General features: G+C 46.0%; 17 protein-coding genes. 5 read left to right on the plus strand and 12 right to left on the minus strand.

Translation table 11 applies throughout. From position 1 onward, the window contains the following. Position 1 precedes the first annotated feature (1 nt). The 6 genes from QUB30_RS07045 to QUB30_RS07070 all read right to left on the minus strand — a co-directional run bounded on the left by QUB30_RS07045 (position 2) and on the right by QUB30_RS07070 (position 12,367). The gene (locus tag QUB30_RS07045; protein ID WP_333331073.1) at positions 2–1,867 is read right to left on the minus strand and encodes a hypothetical protein; all 1,866 of its coding nucleotides are present in this window, start codon (positions 1,865–1,867) and stop codon (positions 2–4) included. 222 nt (positions 1,868–2,089) lie between these two features. Next, positions 2,090–4,096 carry a chromosome partitioning protein ParA gene (locus QUB30_RS07050; protein WP_445300471.1) on the minus strand — a complete coding sequence of 669 codons (2,007 nt, stop codon included), beginning with the start codon at positions 4,094–4,096 and terminating at the stop codon, positions 2,090–2,092. Positions 4,097–4,137: 41 nt separating this feature from the next. Further along, positions 4,138–7,146, minus strand: coding sequence for a peptidase domain-containing ABC transporter (locus QUB30_RS07055; RefSeq protein ID WP_333331080.1), 3,009 nt, complete (start codon positions 7,144–7,146; stop codon positions 4,138–4,140). Next, positions 7,143–7,892, minus strand: coding sequence for a peptidylprolyl isomerase (locus QUB30_RS07060; protein WP_333331084.1), 750 nt, complete (start codon positions 7,890–7,892; stop codon positions 7,143–7,145). Before QUB30_RS07060 ends, QUB30_RS07055 begins: the two co-directional genes overlap by 4 nt. Before the next feature lie 305 nt (positions 7,893–8,197). Then, positions 8,198–12,049, minus strand: coding sequence for a glycosyltransferase (locus tag QUB30_RS07065; protein ID WP_333331087.1), 3,852 nt, complete (start codon positions 12,047–12,049; stop codon positions 8,198–8,200). A gap of 165 nt (positions 12,050–12,214) precedes the next feature. Further along, positions 12,215–12,367, minus strand: a complete 153-nt coding sequence (locus tag QUB30_RS07070) for a hypothetical protein (RefSeq protein ID WP_333331090.1) — start codon at positions 12,365–12,367, stop codon at positions 12,215–12,217. A 50-nt stretch (positions 12,368–12,417) separates the two neighbouring features. On the opposite strand from QUB30_RS07070, the gene QUB30_RS07075 reads away from it, so the two are divergent. The 3 genes from QUB30_RS07075 (at position 12,418) to QUB30_RS07085 (ending at position 15,904) form a co-directional block, all read left to right on the plus strand. After that, entirely contained in the window at positions 12,418–14,091 is a 1,674-nt protein-coding gene (locus QUB30_RS07075; RefSeq protein WP_333331093.1) for a methyltransferase domain-containing protein, read from the plus strand. Between the two features lie 75 nt (positions 14,092–14,166). Next, complete coding sequence (locus tag QUB30_RS07080; protein ID WP_333331097.1) at positions 14,167–15,036, plus strand: calcium-binding protein; 870 nt, start codon at positions 14,167–14,169, stop codon at positions 15,034–15,036. A 40-nt stretch (positions 15,037–15,076) separates the two neighbouring features. Then, entirely contained in the window at positions 15,077–15,904 is an 828-nt protein-coding gene (locus tag QUB30_RS07085) for a Uma2 family endonuclease (protein ID WP_333331100.1), read from the plus strand. Between the two features lie 12 nt (positions 15,905–15,916). On the opposite strand, the gene QUB30_RS07090 is transcribed toward QUB30_RS07085, so the two are convergent. From QUB30_RS07090 to QUB30_RS07100, 3 genes are all read right to left on the minus strand, one after another. Next, positions 15,917–16,723 (minus strand): MOSC domain-containing protein, encoded by an 807-nt coding sequence (locus QUB30_RS07090; protein WP_333331103.1) that lies wholly within the window; start codon positions 16,721–16,723, stop codon positions 15,917–15,919. 115 nt (positions 16,724–16,838) lie between these two features. Beyond that, the gene (locus QUB30_RS07095; protein WP_190656699.1) at positions 16,839–17,138 is read right to left on the minus strand and encodes a putative quinol monooxygenase; all 300 of its coding nucleotides are present in this window, start codon (positions 17,136–17,138) and stop codon (positions 16,839–16,841) included. Positions 17,139–17,518: 380 nt separating this feature from the next. Next, complete coding sequence (locus tag QUB30_RS07100) at positions 17,519–18,196, minus strand: hypothetical protein (RefSeq protein WP_333331107.1); 678 nt, start codon at positions 18,194–18,196, stop codon at positions 17,519–17,521. A gap of 280 nt (positions 18,197–18,476) precedes the next feature. Here QUB30_RS07100 and QUB30_RS07105 point away from each other — a divergent pair, with 280 nt between their 5' ends. After that, a complete protein-coding gene (locus QUB30_RS07105; protein WP_333331110.1) occupies positions 18,477–18,956 on the plus strand; it encodes a hypothetical protein in 480 nt (159 codons plus the stop codon). A 118-nt stretch (positions 18,957–19,074) separates the two neighbouring features. Here QUB30_RS07105 and QUB30_RS07110 read toward each other — a convergent pair whose 3' ends face one another. Continuing rightward, complete coding sequence (locus QUB30_RS07110) at positions 19,075–19,578, minus strand: hypothetical protein (protein WP_333034823.1); 504 nt, start codon at positions 19,576–19,578, stop codon at positions 19,075–19,077. Positions 19,579–20,005: 427 nt separating this feature from the next. On the opposite strand from QUB30_RS07110, the gene aroA reads away from it, so the two are divergent. Continuing rightward, positions 20,006–21,361 (plus strand): 3-phosphoshikimate 1-carboxyvinyltransferase, encoded by a 1,356-nt coding sequence (gene aroA, locus QUB30_RS07115; RefSeq protein WP_333331113.1) that lies wholly within the window; start codon positions 20,006–20,008, stop codon positions 21,359–21,361. A gap of 160 nt (positions 21,362–21,521) precedes the next feature. Here aroA and QUB30_RS07120 read toward each other — a convergent pair whose 3' ends face one another. Both QUB30_RS07120 and QUB30_RS07125 read right to left on the minus strand, forming a co-directional pair. Further along, complete coding sequence (locus QUB30_RS07120) at positions 21,522–21,959, minus strand: CAAD domain-containing protein (RefSeq protein WP_333331117.1); 438 nt, start codon at positions 21,957–21,959, stop codon at positions 21,522–21,524. A gap of 196 nt (positions 21,960–22,155) precedes the next feature. Further along, positions 22,156–23,163, minus strand: a complete 1,008-nt coding sequence (locus QUB30_RS07125) for a 2-hydroxyacid dehydrogenase (protein WP_333331120.1) — start codon at positions 23,161–23,163, stop codon at positions 22,156–22,158. Between the last annotated feature and the right edge of the window lie 116 nt (positions 23,164–23,279).

Genomic DNA, 23,279 nt, shown 5'->3' on the forward strand with positions numbered 1-23,279 from the left:
CTCATCCTCCGCGCAACTGGACAAACTGGTTGTCAACAGGATTATACACCCAAGCTTTAATTTCGGTTTGGGCGATCGGCAAATTATTATCCGACAAATCAACAGCCCACCTTGCATTGTTGTACAAATCAGATTTTAAACTCTTAGCGATGTCGGGACTGTCCAAATTTATATAAGCGTTAGCAAAAAAAGATTGTTTATCGCCGACAGATAGCAGTACAATATTTGGTTGTTTCAAATTTCCTGGCAAAACCGCCCAACCGGCAGCCTTGACAGCAGCATTTTTCTTGACAGTCACCGATTTCTCGCTGGTTTGAGGTTTGTCTAAATAACCGTAAACTTTCTCGGTATTAGAAATAAACTCTACATTTTTTGCGAACTTTCTCCAACCTATTTTGTCGATAATTGCAGCGCCTTCTCTCACCAGCCAAGTTTTTTTGCTCAGCACCCTCAAACAGCTTTCCGGCGAATTATCAAAAAAATCCGACGGTTCCAGATAGTTGATTAACTGCAAACAATCTTGAGCGCCTTGTTTGTAAGGAAGTGCTAATCTAGTTTGGGCGATCGCCTGTTGAGAGTTAACAATAATTATACCAATTAACAGCCCAGCCACTACCCGATAAATAAATTTATAATTACGCTTTAACGTTGCTTTTGTTTCTTGATATTTAGCTCGAACAAACAATTGCCCTAGCTGAACCACAGCAATTAACAGCAAAATCGAATTCGTCGTATATCTCGACGATTCGAGCGCCTGAATCGCCCCAAATTCCGCTCTGCCAGCCGTAATAAACAGAGCCGACAAAACCGAAAACAAACCTATTGACAGCCAAGGTAAAGCCTCGTAATTTTCACTACTAATATCATTCCTATTTGTCATTGCGAGGTACGAAGCAATCGCTGGGGCTGGAGATTGCTTCGCAGGGCTCGCAATGACGAAGAAATAAAATCCCAAAAATAAGAAAATTGCAAATATTAGCAAGCCAACCAGTGCAGAAATACCGGGAAAACGCACCAGTGGTGAACCCAACAAACTCAAAAAATAATCAATCACCACAAGTGGCTTGCTCAACAATGAAATAATACTTGCTTTCCGGCTGGGATGATAATCAATTGAGTAAACAGCACAAGTTGCCGCAAACAGCAGCATCCATACAATAATTATTTTTCTTTTCTGCGCGGCATTTCCTACTAAAGCCGCTACAACCGGAATTGCTGCCAACCAAGAAAGCAAACCTTGGGCTAGGGAAAAACTAGCAATAAAGCAGAAGACAGCAGCAATAGAGATTCTAATATAGTGAAGTACAGATAGCGGGTAGGGACACGGCACTGCCGTGTCCTTACTGTATTTCATCCGATTGAAAACGGCTATATTCGGCAATAATTTGTGATTTGAAACCAGTGCATAAACCGCAGCGACAAAACACAAATTTACGAAAAACCACGCTAATTGAAATCCCCAAAGCCAGTTTTCGTGCTGAACTAGAGAGCAAAGCAAAATACAAGTTAAAATATTAGCTAAATGCCACAAATCATCCCCAACATTCTTAACTTGCATCGAGGACAACTTGTACATAGCGATAAAAGTTATCCCAGCCAAACCTATGCTGAGACACAGCGGATAATTAATATTCCATCTGGAAGCAAAAGCCAGCACTGCAATAATTATTTTCGGGAAAAGTATCCGGTGATTGCTGTGCAAAGCCCAAAAATCGTTAAAAGTTACATTTCCCTGAGCTATTTTTTCAAAAAGGCTAGCTAACCTCCACTCGTCATCAACGGGAACGTTAACGCTAAAATTCGCTACAAATCCGATTAATAAGAGGACAGGAATCAGATATATAGTAAATAAAATAAATTTTTTCATGAATGTGCGATCGCACCGATTGCCATCACCATTTTATATCAACCCGGCTTAAATACTCTTTATTTTTTAGTCAGCGAAGGAAGTTCGGTGAAGCTTAGTCGAGCCGCCGAAAGTTTGACTTTTGAGGGGTTCTAACCACCTAATTCGACCGAGGAGATTGTATTTACTTGCATCGGTAAGGTGCGCCCTGCGCACCCTACTTATTTATAGCGGTTAACCGAATTACTTAACAGTCTTGAACGTATCCAATTTGCCAGTAAATCGGTTGATAAACATCTGCAAAACAGTCCGCTTGCCGATGTTGATATTAGAACTCACGGACATTCCCGACTGCAAATTCACCTCAACTTGATTTGCCTTACCCTTGTTCAAAACAAATTTCTGATTCTTGAGCTTAATTTTAGTTTTGAAAGCGTAGTATTTCCGCAGTTCAGTAGGAGGCTCAGCATCGCTGCTAATCTCTTTCACTTCACCCTCAGCAGTACCAAACTCCATCGCCGGGAAAGCTTCAACATTCACTTCCACAGGCACGCATTGGTATTTCGTCAAACCCAGTTTCTCTCTGTTAACTTCCTTCTCAGGACACACACAACTTTTACCTTTTTCGCAGTCAATCTTTTCTCCATCCAATTGTTTGCCGTGATAGGGTTCCAACTTATCTCGTTTCTGCCTCAAAGCATCCAATACGAGAGCCACGTTGCTGTTTTCCAGGTAAACAACTGCTTCCAGACCGTTTTCGTCATCCAAAACCTTGAGTAGCTTTTCAGTTTGCTGCGCTTCGTAATAAGCTTCTTCGCAGCGTTTTGGGCGCGGTTCGCCCGGTTTCACGACCGTATTAATAATGGATTGGCATATCGGATCTTTCGCCATATCCAACTTAGCTTTCTCCTTCGTAGAAGGTTTCAAATCGAAGATAACGCCAGATACCGGAGACTTCATCACTTGAGTGTCGCGGTTTTGTTGAGCCTTTTCTAGCTGAGCGTTCACCTCGGACAGCTTTTTCAGGTTTTCCACTTTGAAGCGACTTAGCTGAGAATCGCTGCTGGCAATTTGTTTCTGGTTTTCAGCAATTTTGGTATAAAGTTCTTTGGCCCAGGAATCCTTGGTGTTTTTCAACTGTTCTTCGGCGCGGGCGATGGACTCCTGAATGCGCGCTTGCTCTCCTTGCTGGCGCTGTATGTCAGCACTAATTTTTTGGATATCACCTTGACGCGCGTTAATTTCACCGCGGCGCGTATTTATCTCACCTCGGCGCGTGTTAATTTCGCCTTTGCGGGCGTTGATTTCACCTTCGCGCTGCTTGATTTGATCTTGCTGTTTGAGAACGTCGCTTTGACCTTTGAAAACATCTTGTTCTTGACGTTCTCTTTGCAGTTCAGCGATGGCTCCTTCCTCCACCAGCGGGCCTAGTCTCCCCAAAATGCCTTGATTCGACTTCAATACTTGTTGGGATTTCGTCAACTGTTCTTCGGCCAAGTCTTTCTGAGCCAAGGCTGATTTTACTTGCTCTTGCGAAGAACTTAACTGCTGCTGAGCATAATTTAATTGGTTCTGGGCAAAACCCAATTGTTGCTGTGCCACTGTCATTTGATCGCCGGCGGCTTTCTCAGCATCCTGAGCTTGCTTCAGTTGTTTTTCCAACTCCTGAACTTGGCCTTGAGCTGCGGCGACGCGAGACAGAAATTCCGATCGATAATTAACATAAAGTCCTTGCTGGGCTGCATCAAAACTTCCGCTAGCTCCCCGATTGAGATACAGTTCGTCAATCAAAGCTTGCAGCACTTGATTTTGTGCCGTGAGGCTCTGTCTGTCCTTAATTGTTGATTCTAGGTTAGAAGGAACAGCGCCTTGAATTTTGCCGTTGACAACATCTTCGTAAAATTTATTTTCCTTTTCCAGAGCTTCTTTAGTTTTCTGGATCGATGTTAAATCTGCACTGGGTGCAAGGGGGTTGAATGTGAGCAGAGGTTGGTTTTTTTCCACCCGATCGCCATTTTCAACGTGAAGTCTCACCACAGCGCCCGTAGCAGGTGCTTGGATGTCTCTAGCACCATCTTTGAGTTCTAATTGGCCGACAGCGGGGACAGCTTGCTCTACGCTAGCAAAATAAGCCCAAATTACACCAGAAGTGGTCATCAGCATGATCATCCACAAAAACAAGTGCGACCAAATCGCTGGTTTTTCTAGAATGACTGGTTGCTCAGAAAGTATTACCGATTTCATGGCCATTTGTTAGTTATCTGTTGTTATCTGTTGTGACTTGTTAGATATCAGGTATTCGATGACTCTTGTTGTTGGAATAGGCAGTAGTAACGCCCTTTAAGAGCCATTAATTCTTTATGAGTTCCCCGTTCGACTACAGAACCTTGATCCATCATAATAATTATGTCGGCGTTTTGGATTGTAGTCAGGCGGTGAGTAATGAAAAACACCGTGCGACCGGCGAAAGCTTCTGCTAAGTTATTGCAAACTTGGCGTTCGGAATGGTAGTCGAGGGCGCTTGTAGCTTCGTCCAAAATCAGCAGTTTCGGGTTTTGCAAAATCGTGCGGGCGATCGCCAAACGCTGCCTTTGACCCCCAGAAAGCGACGCACCCCGCTCTCCGACTATCGTATTGTAGCCAGCAGGCAAGCCCATAATAAAATCGTGAGCTACCGCTAATTTCGCAGCTCGCACAATCTCATCCGTACTCGCATCGGGATTGCTCAGAGCAATATTTTCCTGCACAGTACAGTTAAACAGCAAAGTATCTTGCAATACCACCCCTAGTTGGCTGCGGAGCGAGTAAAGTTCCACCTTAGAAATGTCATAGCCGTCAATAAAAATCCGGCCCGACAGCGGCGGATAAAGACGCTGCAACAGCTTCATCGCCGTACTTTTACCGGAACCGCTTCCCCCCACAATTCCCACAAAACTGCCAGCGGGAAATTCCAAATTCACATTCGCCAATTGCAGTGCGCCGCTTTCCAGGAATCGGAAGGAAACCTCCTCATAGGTAACCTGCCCTTGAATTGCCGGCAGCGGGATATTGCTGCGGTCTTCATCGCTGGTTTCCGTCGGCGTATCGACCACATCCTTGAGCATATCGATCGACATCGAGACTTCTTGGAAACTCTGCCACACGCTCACAAAACGCAGCAGCGAACCCGTCACGTTCCCGGAAATAATTCGGAAAGCAATCAACTGACCCAAAGTAATCTCATTTCCCAGTACCAAATAAGCTCCCACCCACAACTGAGCCAAGTTACCCACCTGGTTTAAAAAGCTGCTAATCGTACCTGCGGTAGTTCCCGTGATAATTGTTTTAAAACTGGCTGTAATGTATTTGGCGTAGCGGCTCGACCACTCCCAGCGGGATTTCAATTCAATATTTTGAGCCTTAACAGTTTGAATCCCGCTGACTACTTCCACTAGATAAGATTGAGAGTCAGCAAAACGCATATTTCTCTGTTTGATCAGGCGCAGCACCAGCGGATTGATTAGAACAATCATCAGCCCCAGTATCGGTACGACTGCCAAAGATACAAACGTTAGCTGCACGCTGTAAGAGAGCATAACGGCGACATAAACCACCGAAAATACCGCATCGAGAACCACTGTCAGAGCTGTACTCGTCATGAATTCCCGAATCTGGCCCATCATGCTGAATTTGTAGACCAAATCTCCCACGCGCCGATTGTCAAAGTAATTTTGGGGCAGCCGGAGCAAGTGGTCGATTACCTCCGCACTCAATTTGACATCAATGCGGTTTGAGGTATCTATAAACAAAAAGGTACGCAAACCGTTGAGCAGTCCTTCAAACAGGGCAACACCTAACAGAAATGCTCCCAAAATATCCAAGGTGTCAATGCTGCGCTGACCTAATACTTTATCAATAATTACTTGGCTGATTAATGGGTTGGCAAGACCAAATAACTGTACAAAAAACGAAGCGAGCAACACCTCAAAAAACACTGTCTTGTGTTCCATGAGAGCCGGCACAAACCACCAGAAGCTGAACTGCTCTTTTTGTTCGACTTGCGGAGCTTGCAGCAGCAGGACTTCTCCTGATTCTCCCCAGATTTCTTTAAACTGAGGTATCCGCTTCCGCATCAGCCCCTGTTCCGGGGTTGCCATCACCAATTCTTGCTCGGTGATGCTGTAAATAATGGCAAAGCTATCTTGCCATTTAATCATTACGGGAGCTTTGATGCGGTTGATGGCTTCTGCTGGCACTTGCGCCAATTGAGGCGTGAGGCCGATGCTTTGGGCGATCGCCCCGCAGGCTTGCATACTGATAGAACCAGCCGTTTTTAACTGATTTTCTAGAACTTTGCGGATGATATCTCGACGAAACTTGAGACCGAAATACTTGCTCAACATTTGGAAGCAAGCTAGCGGACTGTCAATCTGCCCTTTGGCGCGGAAAACTGGGTATCTTGCCGCATCCTTTTGTTGACCGCTTACGGGTTCTGGGGGACGCTCTGGGCCGGGTATAACCTCGATTAATCTTCCGCCGGGCGGATTCTGCCCAGGGCCTACTATCTCTGTCGTGCCATTTAATGAGTCTGTTTCGGGTTGGGGTTCGGGGGGTTCCCGGAAGCCGACCAAGCGGGCTCCGAGGCGGCCTTCTACTTTTAAGGATTTGGCTGCGTTTTCCACAGAGAAGCGGCTGCCGGTGGGAAAGTCGCCCAAGACGCCGCTGCTGACGAGCCAAACTCGATCGCCATCTAGCTCTTTGGCGAGGTCTTGAGTTTTTTTGTTGCCGTTTGGCACGTTGACAACTTTCGCATCTTGCCAAGCTTGCAGCGTGAGTTCCTTGAGATTGGAAGTGCCGTCGGCTTGGCGCTGCAACTCCAGGCTCAACAGTTCAAATACTTCGCTCAAGGAACAGTGTTCGCGAAACGCTTCTCCAAAGGTCGGCTGTTTTTCCAGTACGTTCAGGAAATCTTCGGCAGGTAGGACGATCGCGATCACATCTGTAGAGGCGATCGCCGTCTCGCAGGGAACTCCCCTGAGCAAGCCAGCCCAGCCGAGAATTTCCTTCGACTGCACCAAGCGCAAACTTACGTGGCGCTGCGAGCGCTGGTCAAAGCCCAGCAGCCGGGCCTGACCTTGATAGATAATTGCCACCTGAGTCGGCATTTTTTCCCGTTCAAACAGCGGTTGCCCCGTCCGGTAGCCGAGGAGTTGGCATTTAGCCACCAAGGCTGACAGAGCCGTCTCTGAGAGCCGGTCAAAGGGAGGTGTTTGAGCTAGGAAATCCTGAATCTGCGAGAGGGAAACAGCGGAAGAAGTCATGATATTGAAGACACGGAGGAGAGGGGCTGTAGCGGGCCTATTTGCGATATCTGTTCGGCGAGCCAGCTTTCAAAGAGTTCGTTAATCAAGTGCAGCCGCATCGATTCATCGAGCTGGGCCGGCATGAACTTTTCTAGTCGAATAATTACCATCCATTCTGCCAGAGGACGCGGCGTCCAGAGTTGATTTGGCTGGCTGACGGACAAAAGTTTGCTGATTGCCGGGTGGGGCTGGCTGAGGGGTACTGGGCCCAACAAGCCGCCTGACTTAGACTCGGGCCCTTCGGAATAGTCGCGGGCCACTTCAGCAAAGGTTTGTTCCCCTTCGAGGATGCGAAAGTAAAGTTCGTTTGCCAGTGCTGGATTTTTGGTGCGTACCAGGGAATAGACTACGTGGTCTAGGCTGGCTTTGCGGGTTAAAAAATAATTATCTACTTTAGGTCTCCAAGTGGCTTGCTTAAATTTTTCGATCAGCAAGGGCCTGACGGCCATCTCTTGAAGTTCTTCTTCCGTCATGTTTTGGCTGCGCAGCCAAGCTTCTTTGGCTTCGGGGGCTGTCAGTTGGTGTTGTACCAGAAAGTTCTCGACGGCGGATTGGCGTTCTTCATCGCTGCAACTAAAGGATGCGATCGCTTGGTCTACTATTACACCCCGCAAGAATTGCGGCATCAACTGGTACCGCTTCAGGAGCGATGGCATATCCTGAGCTTGCAGTAATTTATCGCCTATTTGAAAAAGTCCTGTCATTTTTTTATCTCCAACTGACTTGCGCTTCCCCTTTTAATTTAGCTGTGGCAGGAAAAGAGCGACAACCACTAACCCCTCGATTCCCCGATGATAGCAGACCGTCAGCGGGCTAGCGCTATTGCTGTCTATTTCTTGACGCTCTACCTAGCGAGGGGTTCCCCGCGGGTCTCAGAATAGTAGGTGGATAAGGCGAGAGAGGGAGAGTGGGAGAGTGGGAAAATATTTCTTCTGCCATCTTCCTTGTTCGCTCAACATCCATCCGTTACATCCCGTAAACTGCTTCGTTGCCGAACTGCCTTCTTCCTTCACTCTCGGAACAGTCTTTCAAAGAGTGTTCCGAGTTGGGTCGAGCCAGCGCGACTGTCGAGATATTTGGGGTTTGCCGCCATTTTTTGCTGGATTTGAGCGCGGTAGTGCCGGCGCAGTTCTGGGTTGGTTCCCAGTGCTTTACTCAGCTCTAAATAAGAGTTCTCGCTGTTTGCTACCAGTTCCGGAAGTAACAGTTCTTCTAGCACGGCGGCTGATTGTCGCGAGCGAGTTGTTTGCCCTTTGCTTACCACTACAGGCAACCCGGCCAACAGCGCTTCTGCTAAGGAGCAGACACTGCTGTATGGATAGGAGTCTAAATATATATCAGCCAATTCCAGACATTTTATGCAATCTGCGCGAGATGGCAGCGCTTTAATCACAACTAAGCGATTTTTGTCAATCCCAAATTCGGCAAAGAGCGATCGAATTTGTTTGTAAAAAGGCACGGTCGGATAGTTTTCATTGCGAGAACCAAAGGGATACAAAACTAAAATAGAATTCGGTACGGCGGCAATAATTTTTGCCCAAGTTTCTCTCAATTCTGGGATAATTGTAAAAGCTTGAGCGCCGGACATGAAAACTACAGATTCCTCAGTGGCTCCCCAACTGCTGCGAGTCGGTTCAACTCTGGCAGGTGTTGATTCTACAGGATAGTTGAAACAAAATCCCGAGCCTTCTAAGGTAATTAATTTTTCGCGATACTCTGCTGCCGCACCTGCGGGCAATGTCAAATCTCCGGCAATGAAATAATCGATATTTCCGGTTCCGGTGGTTGCGGGTGTTGACGCATTGGTAGCTATTTGCACCCGCGCTAGTCGGTGCACGCACAGCAGGGCGCTTGGTTGGGAAGTGTCGGCGGTATTGGTGCAGATTAGCAGAATATCTAAATCGTGCGATCGAATTTCTCGGACTTGCTGGGGCAAATCTTCTGACAGTGGCACCAGTTTGTCGGCGCAACTTTCGCAATACTTCCCCAGTCGCTCGTCTTGTACCTGGAAATGGTACACGATAATTTCAAATTTGTTTCTGTCTAAATATTCAAAAGTCGAAATTGCTGCACGACTCTCGAATTTATCGCTAATTTTATCAAGCAAAAAACCCGCTCGAATTTTATTTCTTTCAGGTTCTCTTTGAGGAAAATTCCAGTCTACTTGACAGCCGATATTTTTTAAATAAAATTCCAGAATATCCGCTCGCTGACTGAATATAGTGACCAGATTTGCCTCGCTCAAATACAAAGCTTTGAAACTAACACTTTTCGCAATAAAAGCCGCCAAATAACGCCAAACTTCTGAATCGGGAAAACTGACGATATTAGCAGCGACATACTTGATAAGCTGCTGAAAATATTCAGAGTACCTTTCAACTTCCGACTTTTGTTGAAAATAACTGGGAGACTGAAATAAGAATTTCAAAAAATCGTCAAAAAACCACTGGGGAATCGCTGCATTTCTATACTCTAGCGGCAACTGATAAGCGTCGCGGTACAGCATCGCTGCGAGGGGATATTGAATTTTATCGGCAATTTCCCCTTTTTCAGCAAGTTTCGAGGATAACTGCTGGACAAAACGTTGTTCTGACTCGGTTAAACTTTCATTTTTGAGCCTGCTATCTAGTAGCAATTTATGAGCTTTTCCCGCTTCTTGCGAGTAAGCGTTTTCTAATTTTTTCTCTGGCAAATTCAGCCAATATTCAGCTAGCTGTTGGCGGTATTGGCGGAGTTGCGCGAGAATAGACTGGTTTAATGGCAATTTTTTGTACTGCTCAAGCAGTGCTGACAATTCAGATAAATTTGGCTGGGTTCTCAATGCCAATTTTTGGCGAATTTTCTCTTTTATTGATTGATTCAGGAAATTGTAATCAGGACTATTTAGTAGTTTTTTGTAAAATCTGACTACATCTTTATGATTTTCGCCAGCAGCGAAGTTTTTCCAAGTTTGTTGTTCGGGATGAATCCTGAGCGAAGAGAGTTTTTCGTCTATGAATCCAATGTGATAATTGCCCATGATTCTCCACCACATATCTAAGTCTACATACTGAGACAATCCCGAATCAAACAATCCTATTTCTTCAAAGACTCGGGCGGCAATTAAGACGGTACTCGGTTCGCCAATTTTATTGATGGGGTTGTTCAAGCAGTTAGTATCTGCTAGCATTGCTTTTCCCGGTTGAATTGTTTTTAACTTCGACCAACTTTTATGCAAATCTTTAATTGATTTGGAAGCTCTCCGCAAAATGGGGCTAGATTCCTCTTCAGCTATGGTGATGCCGCGCGGGGAGAAAACCATACCTATTTCTGGGTATTTTTGGGCGAGTGCGACCATTTTTTCAATACATTCGGGTGCGAGCAAGTCGTCTTGAAAGAGAAATTTAATGTATTGACCTTTTGCTTGGGATATGCAAAAATTCCAGTTTTGTGATAAGCCGTAGTTGCGGTGCAGTATGATGCGGAAATCGACTGAGGTTTTTGATTGGAATGATTGGGCGATCGCAATTGTGCGGTCTGTGGAGCCGTCATCGGATACAATCAGTTCTATGTTGGGGTAGGTTTGAGCCAAAGCACTTTTAATTGTTTCCGCAATAAATGCTTCTCCGTTGTATGTCGGAATGCAAATACTAACCTTCGGCTGCCCGTTTTGCAGTTCTGCTTTTGATTGATTTTTTGGCTGAGATGGCGACAAGTTAGTCCTAATTTTGGCAGATTTCGCTTGGGATTTTCTTGACTGAGGTATGCTTTGAAAGTTATCGGTAATCTCGGCAATATATTCGAGACGTTTTCTAATTTTATTACCTGTAGCTTGGGGGTTGAGTAAATTCTTAATTTCCTCAGCAGCTATCGCTCCAATTTGTTGAGCTTCCCGGTAATTGTTGAAGACGTACCGCATTGAATCGGCAGCGTGTTCGACATCCGCTTCTGCCCAAAAATTGCCTTTTTTGTAAGGCCCGCAATCTTTCTCAATTGGGATTAACTTATACTTGACTAAATAGCTATTGCCGACATTCATAAATTCTGTATTTGATGAATAGCCGGTGGCAATTACGGGTTTGCCGTAAAACATGGCTTCAGCCATTGTTAAGCCGAATCCTTCGCAGCGGTGCAGCGATACGTAACAGTCGCAATTGTAGAGCAAACCGTTAATTTCATCTTTGGACAAATACCCGTCTAGATGTTTGATATTTGAATTATGTGCTATGGCTGAGTTTAAGGATGCTTGAGCTGCGGTAAATTTGTTTGAATTAGAAGATTTGACAATCAACAATACGCTGTCATCTTCACCGAAAGCGTGTTTAAACGCTTGAATTACCGCTAAAGGATTTTTGCGTTCGATGCGGCTGGAAAAGTCGAATACAAACAGAAAAATAAATTTATCTTTAGGTAAATCCAGTGCTTCTCTGTTCGGGGAAGGTGAGGGTAGAGCAATACTGGGCAGGATTTTGATGACGGGAATTGGCGCTAATGCAGAAATTGCCTCGGCGCAATAGTTGCTGTAAGTCCATATTTCGTGAAAGTGATTAAATGCGGGCTGCAATTCTGGGGGAAATGCGGGAAGTTCCCAGGCCCAAAAGCCGATATTGTATTTGTTTTCAAAATAGCTGGAACCTGTATGTTTGATAAATGTTGCAACTTCATCGGCGTTGACTTGAATTAAGTTTACGGGATGGGGATTGTCTTGGCTAAAATTTTGGTAGGTGGTGTCTTGCTTGCGGTGGGGACTAAGGGTAAAATTGTTAATATTGAAGGGAATGTTGACCGCTTCTACGGCTCTGATATTTGCTCTGACACCTTCTCCTATGCCAAATTCGCCGTTGATGTAACCGGCGATGTTAATTCCTAGATTTTGGTTCATGTTTTTTAATGTATTCAGCAAAGTATTGTGTTTGTTCTTTGGGAAAAAACATAATTAATTGATCGTCTCAATTGCACTAAAGGAGGGTAGGTGTTGAGAATAAATTATAATTATGCCCAATATTTGCTAACATATCGCAATCCTTGCAGGATTGGTGAACAAGATTTACATGAAACGCTCTTGACGCTTTTGAGGCAAAGCAAGAGAAGAGGGAAGAGAAAGAGTTGGCAACAGAAAATTTGGTGCTTGACAAATGTAGCGATCGCCATTGTATACTGGCATCGCAATGCTAACCTTCGGCTGGTTGTCTGTCGGCATGGGTTGCTCTGTTTTATTTTACGATAAACTAATCAGGAATTTTAGACAAAGTGATCGATCGCGCCAACCACGACTTCTTGAAGCTGCTACCGCCGGATGCTAAAGTCATTGTTGAAATTGGCTGCGGTACGGGCTCGACGGGCGAACAGTACAAGCTGATCAATCCCTATTGTCAGTATATTGGCATTGAATGCGATCGAGAAAAAGCTAAAATTGCTGTCGATCGGCTAAACTGGGTGACGGTAGCCGATATTGAAGAAATTGCCATCGAAAGTCTCGACATCGCTCCAGGAACCATCGATTGCTTAATTTTTGGTGACTTGCTACCCTATCTCAAAAACCCTTGGGAAGTCCTCAAGCAGTACAGTGGTTTGCTGAATCCAGAGGGGCAAATTCTCGCCAGAATCCCTAATGTTCAATACTGGCGGCGAATTGTCAATCTGTTGCGGGGACAGTGGGAGAATCCCGACAGCAAGATGCAGCACTGGTTTACCCTAGAAAGTATTAAATCACTATTTGCTCAAGCCGGATTGCAGGTTTATGAATTTCAAGGGAAGGGACACAAAACCGAAAATTTTGTCCGCTTTCAGGAATTACTGCATCCAATGGTAAAGGCTTTAGAGCTAACATCGAGCAGCTTTGCTACGGAAACAGGTGCTGAACATTATATCGTGCGATCGACCAAATCGACCGTAACTGCGCGCAGACTGCTGATTCAGACTATCATTATGGCTCCTACAGGGTGCGATCGCGTGCGAGTTTTGGAACCGGACAAATTTAGCGCTACCATTCCCGGTGTCCGCACCGTATCCGGCGTGAAAACAGCAGAGTTAATTCCCCCGCTGCTGGGAGAAGAAAAAGTCTTCATCTGGCAGCGGACAATCATGCAATATCCCGGCTATATTCCCCAACTCAAAGAACTGCTGCAACAAGGCTATTTAATAGTAGCTGAAATTGACGACAATCCCATTCGCCGCCGCGAATACGCCGACAATAATTACCTCAGCTATCGCGGCTGTCACTGCGTTCAAACTTCTACAGAACCGCTAGCAAAAATATTGCGGCACTACAATCCCAATGTTGCCGTATTTCCCAATCAATTAGCCTATCTACCTCCGCCGCGAATTTATCCCGCAGAAGATACAGTCACAATTTTTTTTGGTGCGCTCAACCGCGAAAAAGATTGGCAGCAGATTATGGCAGCACTCAATCGAGTTTTAATCGCACACAAGCACCGAATTCGAGTTAAAGTAATCCACGACCGCAGGTTTTTTGAATCCTTGGAAATACAGCAAAAAGAATTTGAACCATTTTGCAGTTACGAACGGTATCAAGAAATTATGTACAGTTGCGATATAGCTTTGCTGCCGCTCGTTCCCAACCCGGTTAACGAAACGAAATCCGACTTAAAATTTATTGAATGTGCAGGGCGGGGAGTAGCGGTGCTGGCAAGTCCCACCGTGTACGAACATTCGATTGTCGAAGGTGAAACCGGATTTATTTATAGATATGAAAAAGAGTTTGAAACCAAACTAAATTCGCTGATTTCAGACACTTCTATGCGCCGGGAAATAGCCGCGAATGCTTACGAATGGGTGCGTGACAACCGCTTGCTGTGCGGGCACTACCGGCAGCGCCGAGATTGGTATTTACAGATGCGGGATGAGTTGCCGCGTTTAAATGCTGAGTTGCGCGATCGCCTGCCAGAGTTGTTTGGTGACTAAATGCGGTAAGATTTAGAGGGTTATTGTGCGATCGTTCTGTTTTATTGTTTAATTTCTAATTGTTACTCCACACCAATGCGAATTCTATTCACTATTGCTCACTTTTACAATCCCAGCGGCGACGGGAAACACGCTTCCCAGCGAAATGATCCGCAACCGCGACTAAATGCTTTAACCGCTTGCGTGACATCGCTGCAAGCTTTGTACGGCAAATCTCAGTCCATGATTGACATTAGCGAATGTGCAACTATCCCAGCAAATCAATCTCAACAGCACGAAATTGACATTGTTGTTTGTACTACTCAAGGTTATCATCTGTTACCTCAATTGCCAGTGCAGCCCAGATGTTTTATGCACCACGCTACAAAATGCGAACCGCTGCTGTTGGGGTTTGAGTGTCAAGCAGTATTGCGAGCGTGTCTTGAAAAATACGATTATTTTTGTTATTTGGAAGATGATTTAATTCTGCACGATCCGTGGTTTTTTAGTAAATTAAAGTGGTTCACACATCACGGGGGAAATGGAAATTTGCTGCAACCTAATCGCTATGAAATAGCGCCTCAAGGCCCGGTTTTTAAAGCATATATTGATGGTGATTTAGCGGCAACAGCTACTGCTAAGTTTCAAAATGTGGAGGATCAGCGGCAGTTAAAGGGAAAAATAATGGAACAAACAATCGCTTTTGAGCGGGCTTTGAATCCTCATTCCGGCTGCTATTTTTTGAATGCGGCTCAGATGGCACACTGGGCTAAGCAGTCTCATTTTTTGGATAGGGATACTAGCTTTATCGGCCCGCTGGAAAGTGCCGCGACTTTAGGAATTATGCGGACTTTTAGAGTTTACAAGTCAACTCCTGCTTATGCTAATTTTTTGGAGGTTCAACATTTTGGAGTGAATTTTCTGAACTTAATTGGTAATAAGGTGAGGGTGCCGGAAGCAGGATGAGTTAAGATATTCAGGTAAGCTGCAATACTTGAGAGGTAGCATGACCCCGGCAACCGAAAAGATTGTCCTTCCCTCTCCCTTCCCCGACCACACTCAACTGCCAGAGGAAGATGGCACTTTTGTGAAGAATTTTCAGGAGCATCCTCAGAGCATGATTTTGACTGATTCTATCGGGTCGGTATTGCAAGAGCTTCATCCCGATGGGCAATATGCTATAGGGCAAGACTGCGGTATCTACTGGCGAGAAACTGACCCGCTTGAAAAGGGAGCAGAAGCTCCAGACTGGTTCTACGTGCCGAATGTGCCAGCAACATTAGGAAATCAGATTCGTCGCTCTTACGTGCTGTGGCGGGAATTCATGGCTCCGATGATTGCTTTGGAGTTCGCATCAGGAGATGGTTCAGAAGAGCGGGACACAACCCCACTATCGTACTCGGAAGTTGGATCGGCGCAAAGACCTGGGAAGTTTTGGGTATATGAGCGGATCATGCGGATTCCGTTTTATGGCATCTATGAGATCAATAGTGGCAGGCTGGAGGTTTACAACCTGAACAATGGGTTTTACCAGCAGTTGCTTCCGAACTCGCGCGCTCATTATCCGATCGCGCCAATGGGCGTAGAATTAGGATTGTGGCAAGGCAGTTATCAAAACCAGACAATGCTGTGGCTGCGGTGGTGGGACAGCGAGGGCAATTTGCTTCTGACAGGTACAGAACGAGCTTCCTTAGCAGAGCAGGCTTTGAGTGCAGAAGCCCAAGCACGGCGGGATGCTATCCCTCGGTTGTTAGCCATGGGATTGAATACACAGCAAGTGGCAGAAGCACTGAGTTTATCAGTAGAGGAAGTTAGGCAGCATTCACAATCTTAATGTCGCTTTTGATTAATAAGAAGTCAAAACATCGCCGATTTTAACTTTGCCGCTGTTGATAATTTTGGCTAAAACTCCTGTTTGTGCGTGACCGAATTCTTTTTGGAGTAAACTGAGTAGGGAAATATCCCGATCGCCTGTTTCTGGATTCACTTCTATGTTGACACAGCGACCGATTCGTGCTGTAACTTCTATGCGCGCCGTGCCTAATTGAAACTGTTTTCCGATCAACTCAAATTCTGACCAAGCTGTCATACCTTCTAGCACAATGTTCGGGCGAAATCGGCGCACGTCAATGTTTTGAAGAGCGATTTCTGTTAATTGGTCTAATGTGGCTTGGCTGAGTAAAGAAATGTGTACGGGTTCTCGATCGGGATAACGAGTTTCGCCGCTGGTGTCGCCGACTAATTGCAAAGGTGCAAACTGCGGGTGTCTCGCTTCTTTTGTCGGTTCAATTGCCGCCAAATATTCTGTAAAAAAACTGCCGATGCGATCGCGCCCCGCTGCTGTGTTCGTTTCTGCGGATAACACTTCAACTCCTTGACGCTTGACTGTTAAAACCGTCGTTTCCGGTTGATAATCACATTCTAAAGCTGCTAACAAAGGCCAATCATTTTGGACAGCAAAATTTTTTTTGCTCATCCAAGGCACATTGTCTGCGGGTATCTTTGCAGCTTCAAGATTATCTGCAAACATGAGGGCAAAAGCTCGATCGCCCTTAATTCCATGTCCTGCTGTTAAAGCAAACTCCGACATTTCTTGGGGTGTCAGTCCCTTAATTGGATAAATAAATAACTGTTTTATTGTTGCTACTGTCATAATTTTTTTAGCTCTGCTTCAATTTAAACTGAACTCTTGTCCCCCCCTTACTAAGGGGGGCTAGGGGGGTCGAAGCTAATTCAAAAACCTTAAAAAAATTGCTCTAAAAACCCGATTAAGCTAGCAATTCATAGCGGCGGATATCTGGAGGCCCAACGGCCAAACCGTCTAATTTCTGCACGGCGTCTTGAATGTGAGTTGAACCGAGATGTAGTTCGAGCAAATCTGCACTTTCCCACTCTTCAACAAACGTAAAATCTGTGGGATCGGCTTGATTTTGCAGGAGTTCGTATTTGATGCAGCCTTTTTCTTTGCGAGTGGGTTCCATAATGCTCAGCAGCAGAGATTTAAGTTCTGCTACTTTGTCGGGAAAGGCAGCGAGGCGGGCGACTACTCGCAAGGTTGTTTTGGACATAGGAGAAAAAAGTCACAGATAGGACGATCGAATTTACCGATTTTTATTTGGCAAACTCAACAATAGAGGATTTTACTTAAAATAACCTAAAGAGGTCGATCGGTCAATCGATTTTAGATTTTAGATTTTAGATTTTAGATTTTAGAATTGACCCCACGGATAAATTCGGGGGGCAAGTTTCATCGGATACAGGTTTTTTATTTCTGGACGGATGAATCCGGGGGCTTGTATCCTGGATGCTTTCGGTCAACGGCAGTAAAATTAGTCCAGGACGCGCTCATATCTCAGAAACCCGGTTTCTTCCCAAATTCTTCGCTACCAACTGCAGAGCGTCGTATAGACCGGGTTTCTTGGTATATTTTGGCCTATACCGGAGGCACTCAATCTTTGGGATAAAATCGCTTGTTTTCTGTAGAATATTCCCAGGCGAGATCCTCCGGGTCTTTTTCGCGGCTCCACTGAGCAAACTCCGGCTTAAGTTTCCACTTGCCGATCGTAGTTGCGTGAACTTTGAATCTGCGGGAGAGTTCCGTCTGGGTAAAAGAGATTTTTGGTTTTCCAGGAGTCTTGGTTTGAGCAATGGGGAACAAATTTGGTTTTTTATCTTGTGCTTTTTCCCGATTTGTGGGAGGCTCTTGAACAGCTATTGCCGCATTAGGTGTTTGGCTTGGAGTGACAGGTGGAGCTATTTGAAAATAATACAAAATTCCGCCTTGTTCCGTCACTTCAAAATCGGCGGCAAACTCAGAAGCTCGTTCGTCGAGATACTCTTGAACCTTTTCTCCCGGGAGTTTCGCATTCATCGCCAAATCCAAAGCCGTAACTCGCCCTTGATTTTCCTTGATCAACTTATAGAAAACCGAGTCTAAATGAGCGAGTTTATGTTTTTGCTGCTGCTGGTAGAGCCTGCAAGCCCAAGCAATGCCCGCTGTGGTGGCGATCGCCCAAAACATCGTTCCCGACTCGAAACTGGCAACCGCCGTCAAGGAAATAGGCAAAAGCAGGGTAAGATATCCCCAAATGCTTCCCTTCTTTAGGTTATTGCTGTTTTTGACCATAGTTCCTAAACAGGTACGTAGTTTAGCTTAGTAGAGCGTGTCTGAATGCCGCAAAAGTTTTTCGACAGTCGATATATCGATCGGCCCGCTGACACACCCAAAAACGGATACTGTGCCGCGTACACTCGCCTTGTGGACAATCCCTAATTTTAGACCAAAGTTCCAGCTCCTTTGATTCAATGTCGCAAGTAAATCGAAAATCGAAAATCGAAAATCGAAAATCGAGTGACGCACTCTACGACAAAATCCCAGAATCTACTTTTTTTGCAAGCGAGGGTTCATGTACTTTTTTCGCAAACAGATTGCCATCCTGCTGATAGTTGTTGCTTGCTGTACGCTGACGATTAGTTGCAGCGATAGCCGAGCTGTCCAGTGTACTAAATTTACTGAAATTGTCAACAAAGGCAACGCTCTCATTGATGTTGATAAAGACAGCAACGATGCTGCAACGACCGACAACTTAGCTAAAAATTTGAACCTGATAGCGAATGAACTTGAAGATCTGCGAATCACAGATCCAACTCTCAAAGAAATTCAGGAGCCATCTGTTAAATCCTTCCAGGAAATTAGTCAAGCACTCGGCGACATAAGCAAAAGTGTTCAGGCTGGCAATCTCGCTTCTACAAGTATAGAAGGTCGAGAGCAAATCCAAACAGCTCAAGCAGATATTATTAGAGCCGGCCAACAGGCGAATCAAGCAGCCGCAAATCAAGACGCTTTGACTAGCAAACTGATTAATTATTGTAAGGGCGATCGCTAAAGGCTAATAATTTTGAGTTATGAGACGGCCACGCGAACCCCAACAACCCACGGGGGGTGAATGAATTGGAGGAATGCGTCGCCTTCACCTACTATTTACCCCTTTGCAATTACCTAATTTAGTGATGAATTTCTAGATTCAAAATATAGCGACCGAGTTGTACTTTCTCCGACCACAACTCGTATTCTAACCGCAGGTGATCCGGTTCCGGCTTTCCTGTCAGCGTCAAGTTGCGAGTGAAGTTACGGAGTCGCAACTGTTCGGGAGTCGCCAGCGATTCGCCCTGAAGCCAATAACGGCTCAGCCCGTACATTCCTCGTTCCCAGCAGTGGCGGTAACTGTATTTGCCGTTTCCTTGCATCGTCATAATGACTCGATAGGGCGAAACTTCTAGCCAGAGCAACCGGGGTTTTGTAGTTGGGGGTAAGATTGTCACTTGCTCGGCAGATTTGTCGGAACCGTCGGAAAATTCGCGATCGATTATGGCTGGTTCGTGCAACAACAAGTGAAAACGCTCCCGGTCTTTTTGATAAAGCGTAGCAGCGGTTTCAACAACTGACCACAAAGGTAAATCTGTGGATACCAGGGATAAACTTACAGGCTTGCGGTGATGGGTCAGCATAAATAAAAGTTTAGGAGTTGTTGTGGATCGGGCAGTTTGAGATTTGAGATTTTAGACTTTAGACTTTAGATTGGCTGGGTTCCAAATTCCGGAGCTTTTGCTTAACAAAATGAAAAATCTACAACTCGCAATCGAAAATCTAAAATTGTTTAGTCACAATTCAATCATCTGGTCGATAACTCAGAGCTGGAGATGAAATCTAAGCAGATACACGGATAATATTGGTGAAATTAATGTAAAATCCGTGCCGTTGCGTCCGTACTCCCGTGTCATCGAGAACTGACAGCGGAGTCTCCGGGCGAGTTTTATCAGCTTTTAAGTTAACCGGACACATTGGGAAAAAACCCGCAGGCCGTACAAAAGACGACTGACTTAGGGCTGGGAAAAAGGTAGGATAGCTAACGCCATCCAATCCTAGTTTATCTCAATGCAAGCTGACATTATAACTACTACGCTTCTTGACAAAAGCCAAACTTTAAGCATTCAAAAACCTGCTTCGGGCTTATCACTGGTGGGGAGGATTCGAGTTCCGGGCGATAAGTCGATTTCTCACCGAGCTTTGATGTTGGGTGCGATCGCCCAAGGTGAAACTACTATTGAGGGACTACTCCTAGGGGAAGACCCCCGCAGCACGGCTAAATGTTTCTCGCTCCTGGGAGCCAAAGTTTCTGAACTCAACGCGGAACGGGTGACAGTCACGGGCGTCGGAATTGGCGAGTTAGAGGAGCCTGTGGAAGTCTTGGACGCTGGCAATTCCGGCACGACGATGCGGCTGATGTTGGGAATTTTAGCGTCTCATCCGGGGCGTTTTTATGCGGTTACGGGTGACAGTTCTCTGCGATCGCGCCCGATGTCGCGCGTCATTAAACCGCTGCAACAAATGGGAGCGCAAATTTGGGGCCGAAAAAGCAATTCTTTAGCTCCTTTAGCGATACTGGGACAGCAGTTAAAACCGATTCACTACCATTCTCCGATCGCCTCGGCTCAAGTTAAATCTTGCATTTTGCTCGCCGGTTTGATGGCAAGTGGAGAAACTACAGTCACAGAACCCGCTCTGTCGCGGGATCACAGCGAGCGGATGCTGCGAGCGTTTGGAGCCCAATTGAGTGTCGATCCAGAAACTTGCAGCGTGACAGTCACTGGGCCGACACAACTGCAAGGGCAGAATGTGATTGTACCGGGAGATATTAGTTCGGCGGCATTTTGGCTAGTTGCTGGGGCGATCGTCCCGGGTTCGGAACTCGTAGTGGAAAATGTCGGCGTCAACCCAACCCGTACAGGCATTTTGGAAGCTTTGGAAATGATGGGGGCCGATATTGAACTGCAAAATCAGCGAGAAGCCGCCGGAGAACCTGTAGCGGATATTTTGGTTCGCAGTTCCGGCCAATTGCGGGGATGCACCATTGCTGGCGACTTAATTCCCCGACTGATTGACGAAATCCCGATTTTGGCAGTAGCGGCGATCTTTGCGTCGGGTACTACAATAATTCGAGATGCGGCCGAGTTGCGAGTCAAAGAGAGCGATCGGCTGGCCGTGACTGCTGCCGAACTCAACCGCATGGGAGCCCAAATTTCCGAGTTACCCGACGGTTTAGAAATTACCGGGGGAACTCCTTTGACCGGCGCGGATGTTGACAGCTACACCGACCACAGAATAGCGATGAGTTTGGCGATCGCAGCCCTCAACGCCACAGGTATTACTAACATTCACCGGGCCGAAGCTGCTGCCATTTCCTACCCCGACTTTACCGCCACTTTACAACAAGTTTGCCATCCAAATTGAGAGGGGGAGAGTGGGAGGGTGGGAGAGGGGGAGAGCGAGGAGTGGAGATTAGGAAGGAGATGAGAGAGTGGGAAAAACCCTCTTTCTTCCTTTTTCCTGACATCCGTTACATCCGTCGAGCGAATCCGTTGCCGAACTTCCCTCTTCCCTCAACATCCGTTTAAGAATCTTTACCTACAACTTGTTCTTTTAAAGAATCAATTTCCGTTAACAACTCTTGGCGATCGGAAGCCTTGAGCAGATAGCGGTAAACAAACCAACCCGTATATCCCATACCAATCAACTCAAAAATTGGAGCCACCAAAGGGACATCATTAAGAGCATCTAAAACTCCCAGCATTACCTTAATACTAATACCGCCTGCCAGGATTAAACCAACAGTTATGAGGGGCTTTTGGTAGTCAGCAAAAAAATTAGAGAGATAGGCTGGAAGTTCCGACAAAATTGTAATAACTTGGTCTTTAATATCTTGCAACTGGCTGGTCGGTGTTTCTGTGGTTGTCACTGTAGTCATGACCCCCGGTTTGTCTTCCACCAGGTCTACTGTGACGACTTCAGTGATTGTTTGTGTCTCGTCCGAAAAGTTAGCTTGTGTCATTGGATACTTCCTCCGTTGTCAGGTAAAATTGCAGGCTGTGAATTGCTGCCAGTATAATTCTCCGGCAATTAGCACAGCATCCGCGCTGCCGGGACTAATTGATGAGACTAAGGCAGAGTTTCACAAATTGCAAGCAAAAATAACGATATGACTTGATTTTAAACAATTGCCTTCGCTGCCAAATCGGTCTTTTGACTCATTTTTTCACTCGATCGAGGTTGATTTGATTAGGGCATGGGCGTCCTTGTTCAAAGTCGGTGATATTGGCGATCGTGGTTTCGGCGATATTTTTCAAAGCTTCCTCGGTGAAAAAAGCTTGGTGTCCGGTAATCAGGACGTTGGGAAAAGTCAGCAAACGTTGAAAAACGTCGTCTTGGATGACGTGATTTGACAAATCCTCAAAAAACAGATCCGTCTCTTGTTCGTAAACATCTAAACCGAGGTAGCCAATTATACCAGATTTCAGTGCTTTGGTAACAGCTTTAGTGTCAATCAACTGACCGCGGCTGGTATTGATCAGCATCATCCCCGGTTTCAGTTGCCCGATCGCCTCTGCACCGATCAAATGGTAAGTTTCCGGTATCAGCGGACAGTGCAGGCTGACAATATCAGAGGCGGCGAACAGTTCCGGGAGTGGGACGTATTCCATCCCTAGGGCGAGGCAATCGGGGCTTTGGAAAACATCGTATCCCAGGAGTCGGCACCCGAATCCGTGCAAAATTTTGGCAGTAATTTCGCCAATTCTGCCAGTTCCGACGATTCCCACCGTTTTGCCGTGGAGGTCAAAACCCAACAGGCCGTCTAGGGCGAAATTGCCTTCGCGGACGCGGTTGTAGGCCCGGTGGATTTTGCGGTTGAGGGACAAAATCAGAGCGACTGCGTGTTCGGCGACGGCGTAGGGAGAATAAGCGGGAACTCGGAGGATAGTTATGTCTAAATCCCTGGCTGCTGCTAAATCGACGTGGTTGAATCCAGCCGATCTCAGCGCCAGTAAGCGGACGCCTTTTTCGGCGATCGCCCGCAGCGTTTTCGCGTCCAAGCAGTCGTTAACGAACGCGCAGACGGCCGGAAATTCAGCGGCCAAAACGCTGGTTTCCAGGGTCAGATGCGGTTCAAAAAAAACCAAGTCGTGTTGACCGCCGACATTGGCTGCTGTCAGAAATGTGCGATCGTAGGATTTGGTATTAAATACGGCTACCTTCATGCTTTTTACCTGCAAACCCAGTAATAGGTGGAAATTCTTTTCAGATTAACTTTAAATTTTAGTAGAACGCCGTTGCCCCAAACAACCCAGTTTCCACGATCAATATTGAGTTTCGC

It is taken from the genome of Microcoleus sp. BROC3 (assembly GCF_036702515.1).
In the GTDB taxonomy this organism is placed as follows: Bacteria; Cyanobacteriota; Cyanobacteriia; order Cyanobacteriales; family Microcoleaceae; genus Microcoleus.

Excerpts from the sequence above, each read along its gene's own strand:
- aroA (WP_333331113.1), top strand. The coding sequence starts at position 20,006 with ATGCAAGCTGACATTATAACTACTACGCTTCTTGACAAAAGCCAAACT.
- QUB30_RS07060 (WP_333331084.1), bottom strand. The coding sequence starts at position 7,892 with ATGACAGGACTTTTTCAAATAGGCGATAAATTACTGCAAGCTCAGGAT.
- QUB30_RS07045 (WP_333331073.1), bottom strand. The coding sequence starts at position 1,867 with ATGAAAAAATTTATTTTATTTACTATATATCTGATTCCTGTCCTCTTA.
- QUB30_RS07085 (WP_333331100.1), top strand. The coding sequence starts at position 15,077 with ATGACCCCGGCAACCGAAAAGATTGTCCTTCCCTCTCCCTTCCCCGAC.
- QUB30_RS07100 (WP_333331107.1), bottom strand. The coding sequence starts at position 18,196 with ATGGTCAAAAACAGCAATAACCTAAAGAAGGGAAGCATTTGGGGATAT.
- QUB30_RS07095 (WP_190656699.1), bottom strand. The coding sequence starts at position 17,138 with ATGTCCAAAACAACCTTGCGAGTAGTCGCCCGCCTCGCTGCCTTTCCC.
- QUB30_RS07050 (WP_445300471.1), bottom strand. The coding sequence starts at position 4,096 with ATGGCCATGAAATCGGTAATACTTTCTGAGCAACCAGTCATTCTAGAA.
- QUB30_RS07065 (WP_333331087.1), bottom strand. The coding sequence starts at position 12,049 with ATGAACCAAAATCTAGGAATTAACATCGCCGGTTACATCAACGGCGAA.
- QUB30_RS07120 (WP_333331117.1), bottom strand. The coding sequence starts at position 21,959 with ATGACACAAGCTAACTTTTCGGACGAGACACAAACAATCACTGAAGTC.
- QUB30_RS07055 (WP_333331080.1), bottom strand. The coding sequence starts at position 7,146 with ATGACTTCTTCCGCTGTTTCCCTCTCGCAGATTCAGGATTTCCTAGCT.
- QUB30_RS07110 (WP_333034823.1), bottom strand. The coding sequence starts at position 19,578 with ATGCTGACCCATCACCGCAAGCCTGTAAGTTTATCCCTGGTATCCACA.
- QUB30_RS07070 (WP_333331090.1), bottom strand. The coding sequence starts at position 12,367 with ATGCCGACAGACAACCAGCCGAAGGTTAGCATTGCGATGCCAGTATAC.
- QUB30_RS07125 (WP_333331120.1), bottom strand. The coding sequence starts at position 23,163 with ATGAAGGTAGCCGTATTTAATACCAAATCCTACGATCGCACATTTCTG.
- QUB30_RS07080 (WP_333331097.1), top strand. The coding sequence starts at position 14,167 with ATGCGAATTCTATTCACTATTGCTCACTTTTACAATCCCAGCGGCGAC.
- QUB30_RS07105 (WP_333331110.1), top strand. The coding sequence starts at position 18,477 with ATGTACTTTTTTCGCAAACAGATTGCCATCCTGCTGATAGTTGTTGCT.
- QUB30_RS07090 (WP_333331103.1), bottom strand. The coding sequence starts at position 16,723 with ATGACAGTAGCAACAATAAAACAGTTATTTATTTATCCAATTAAGGGA.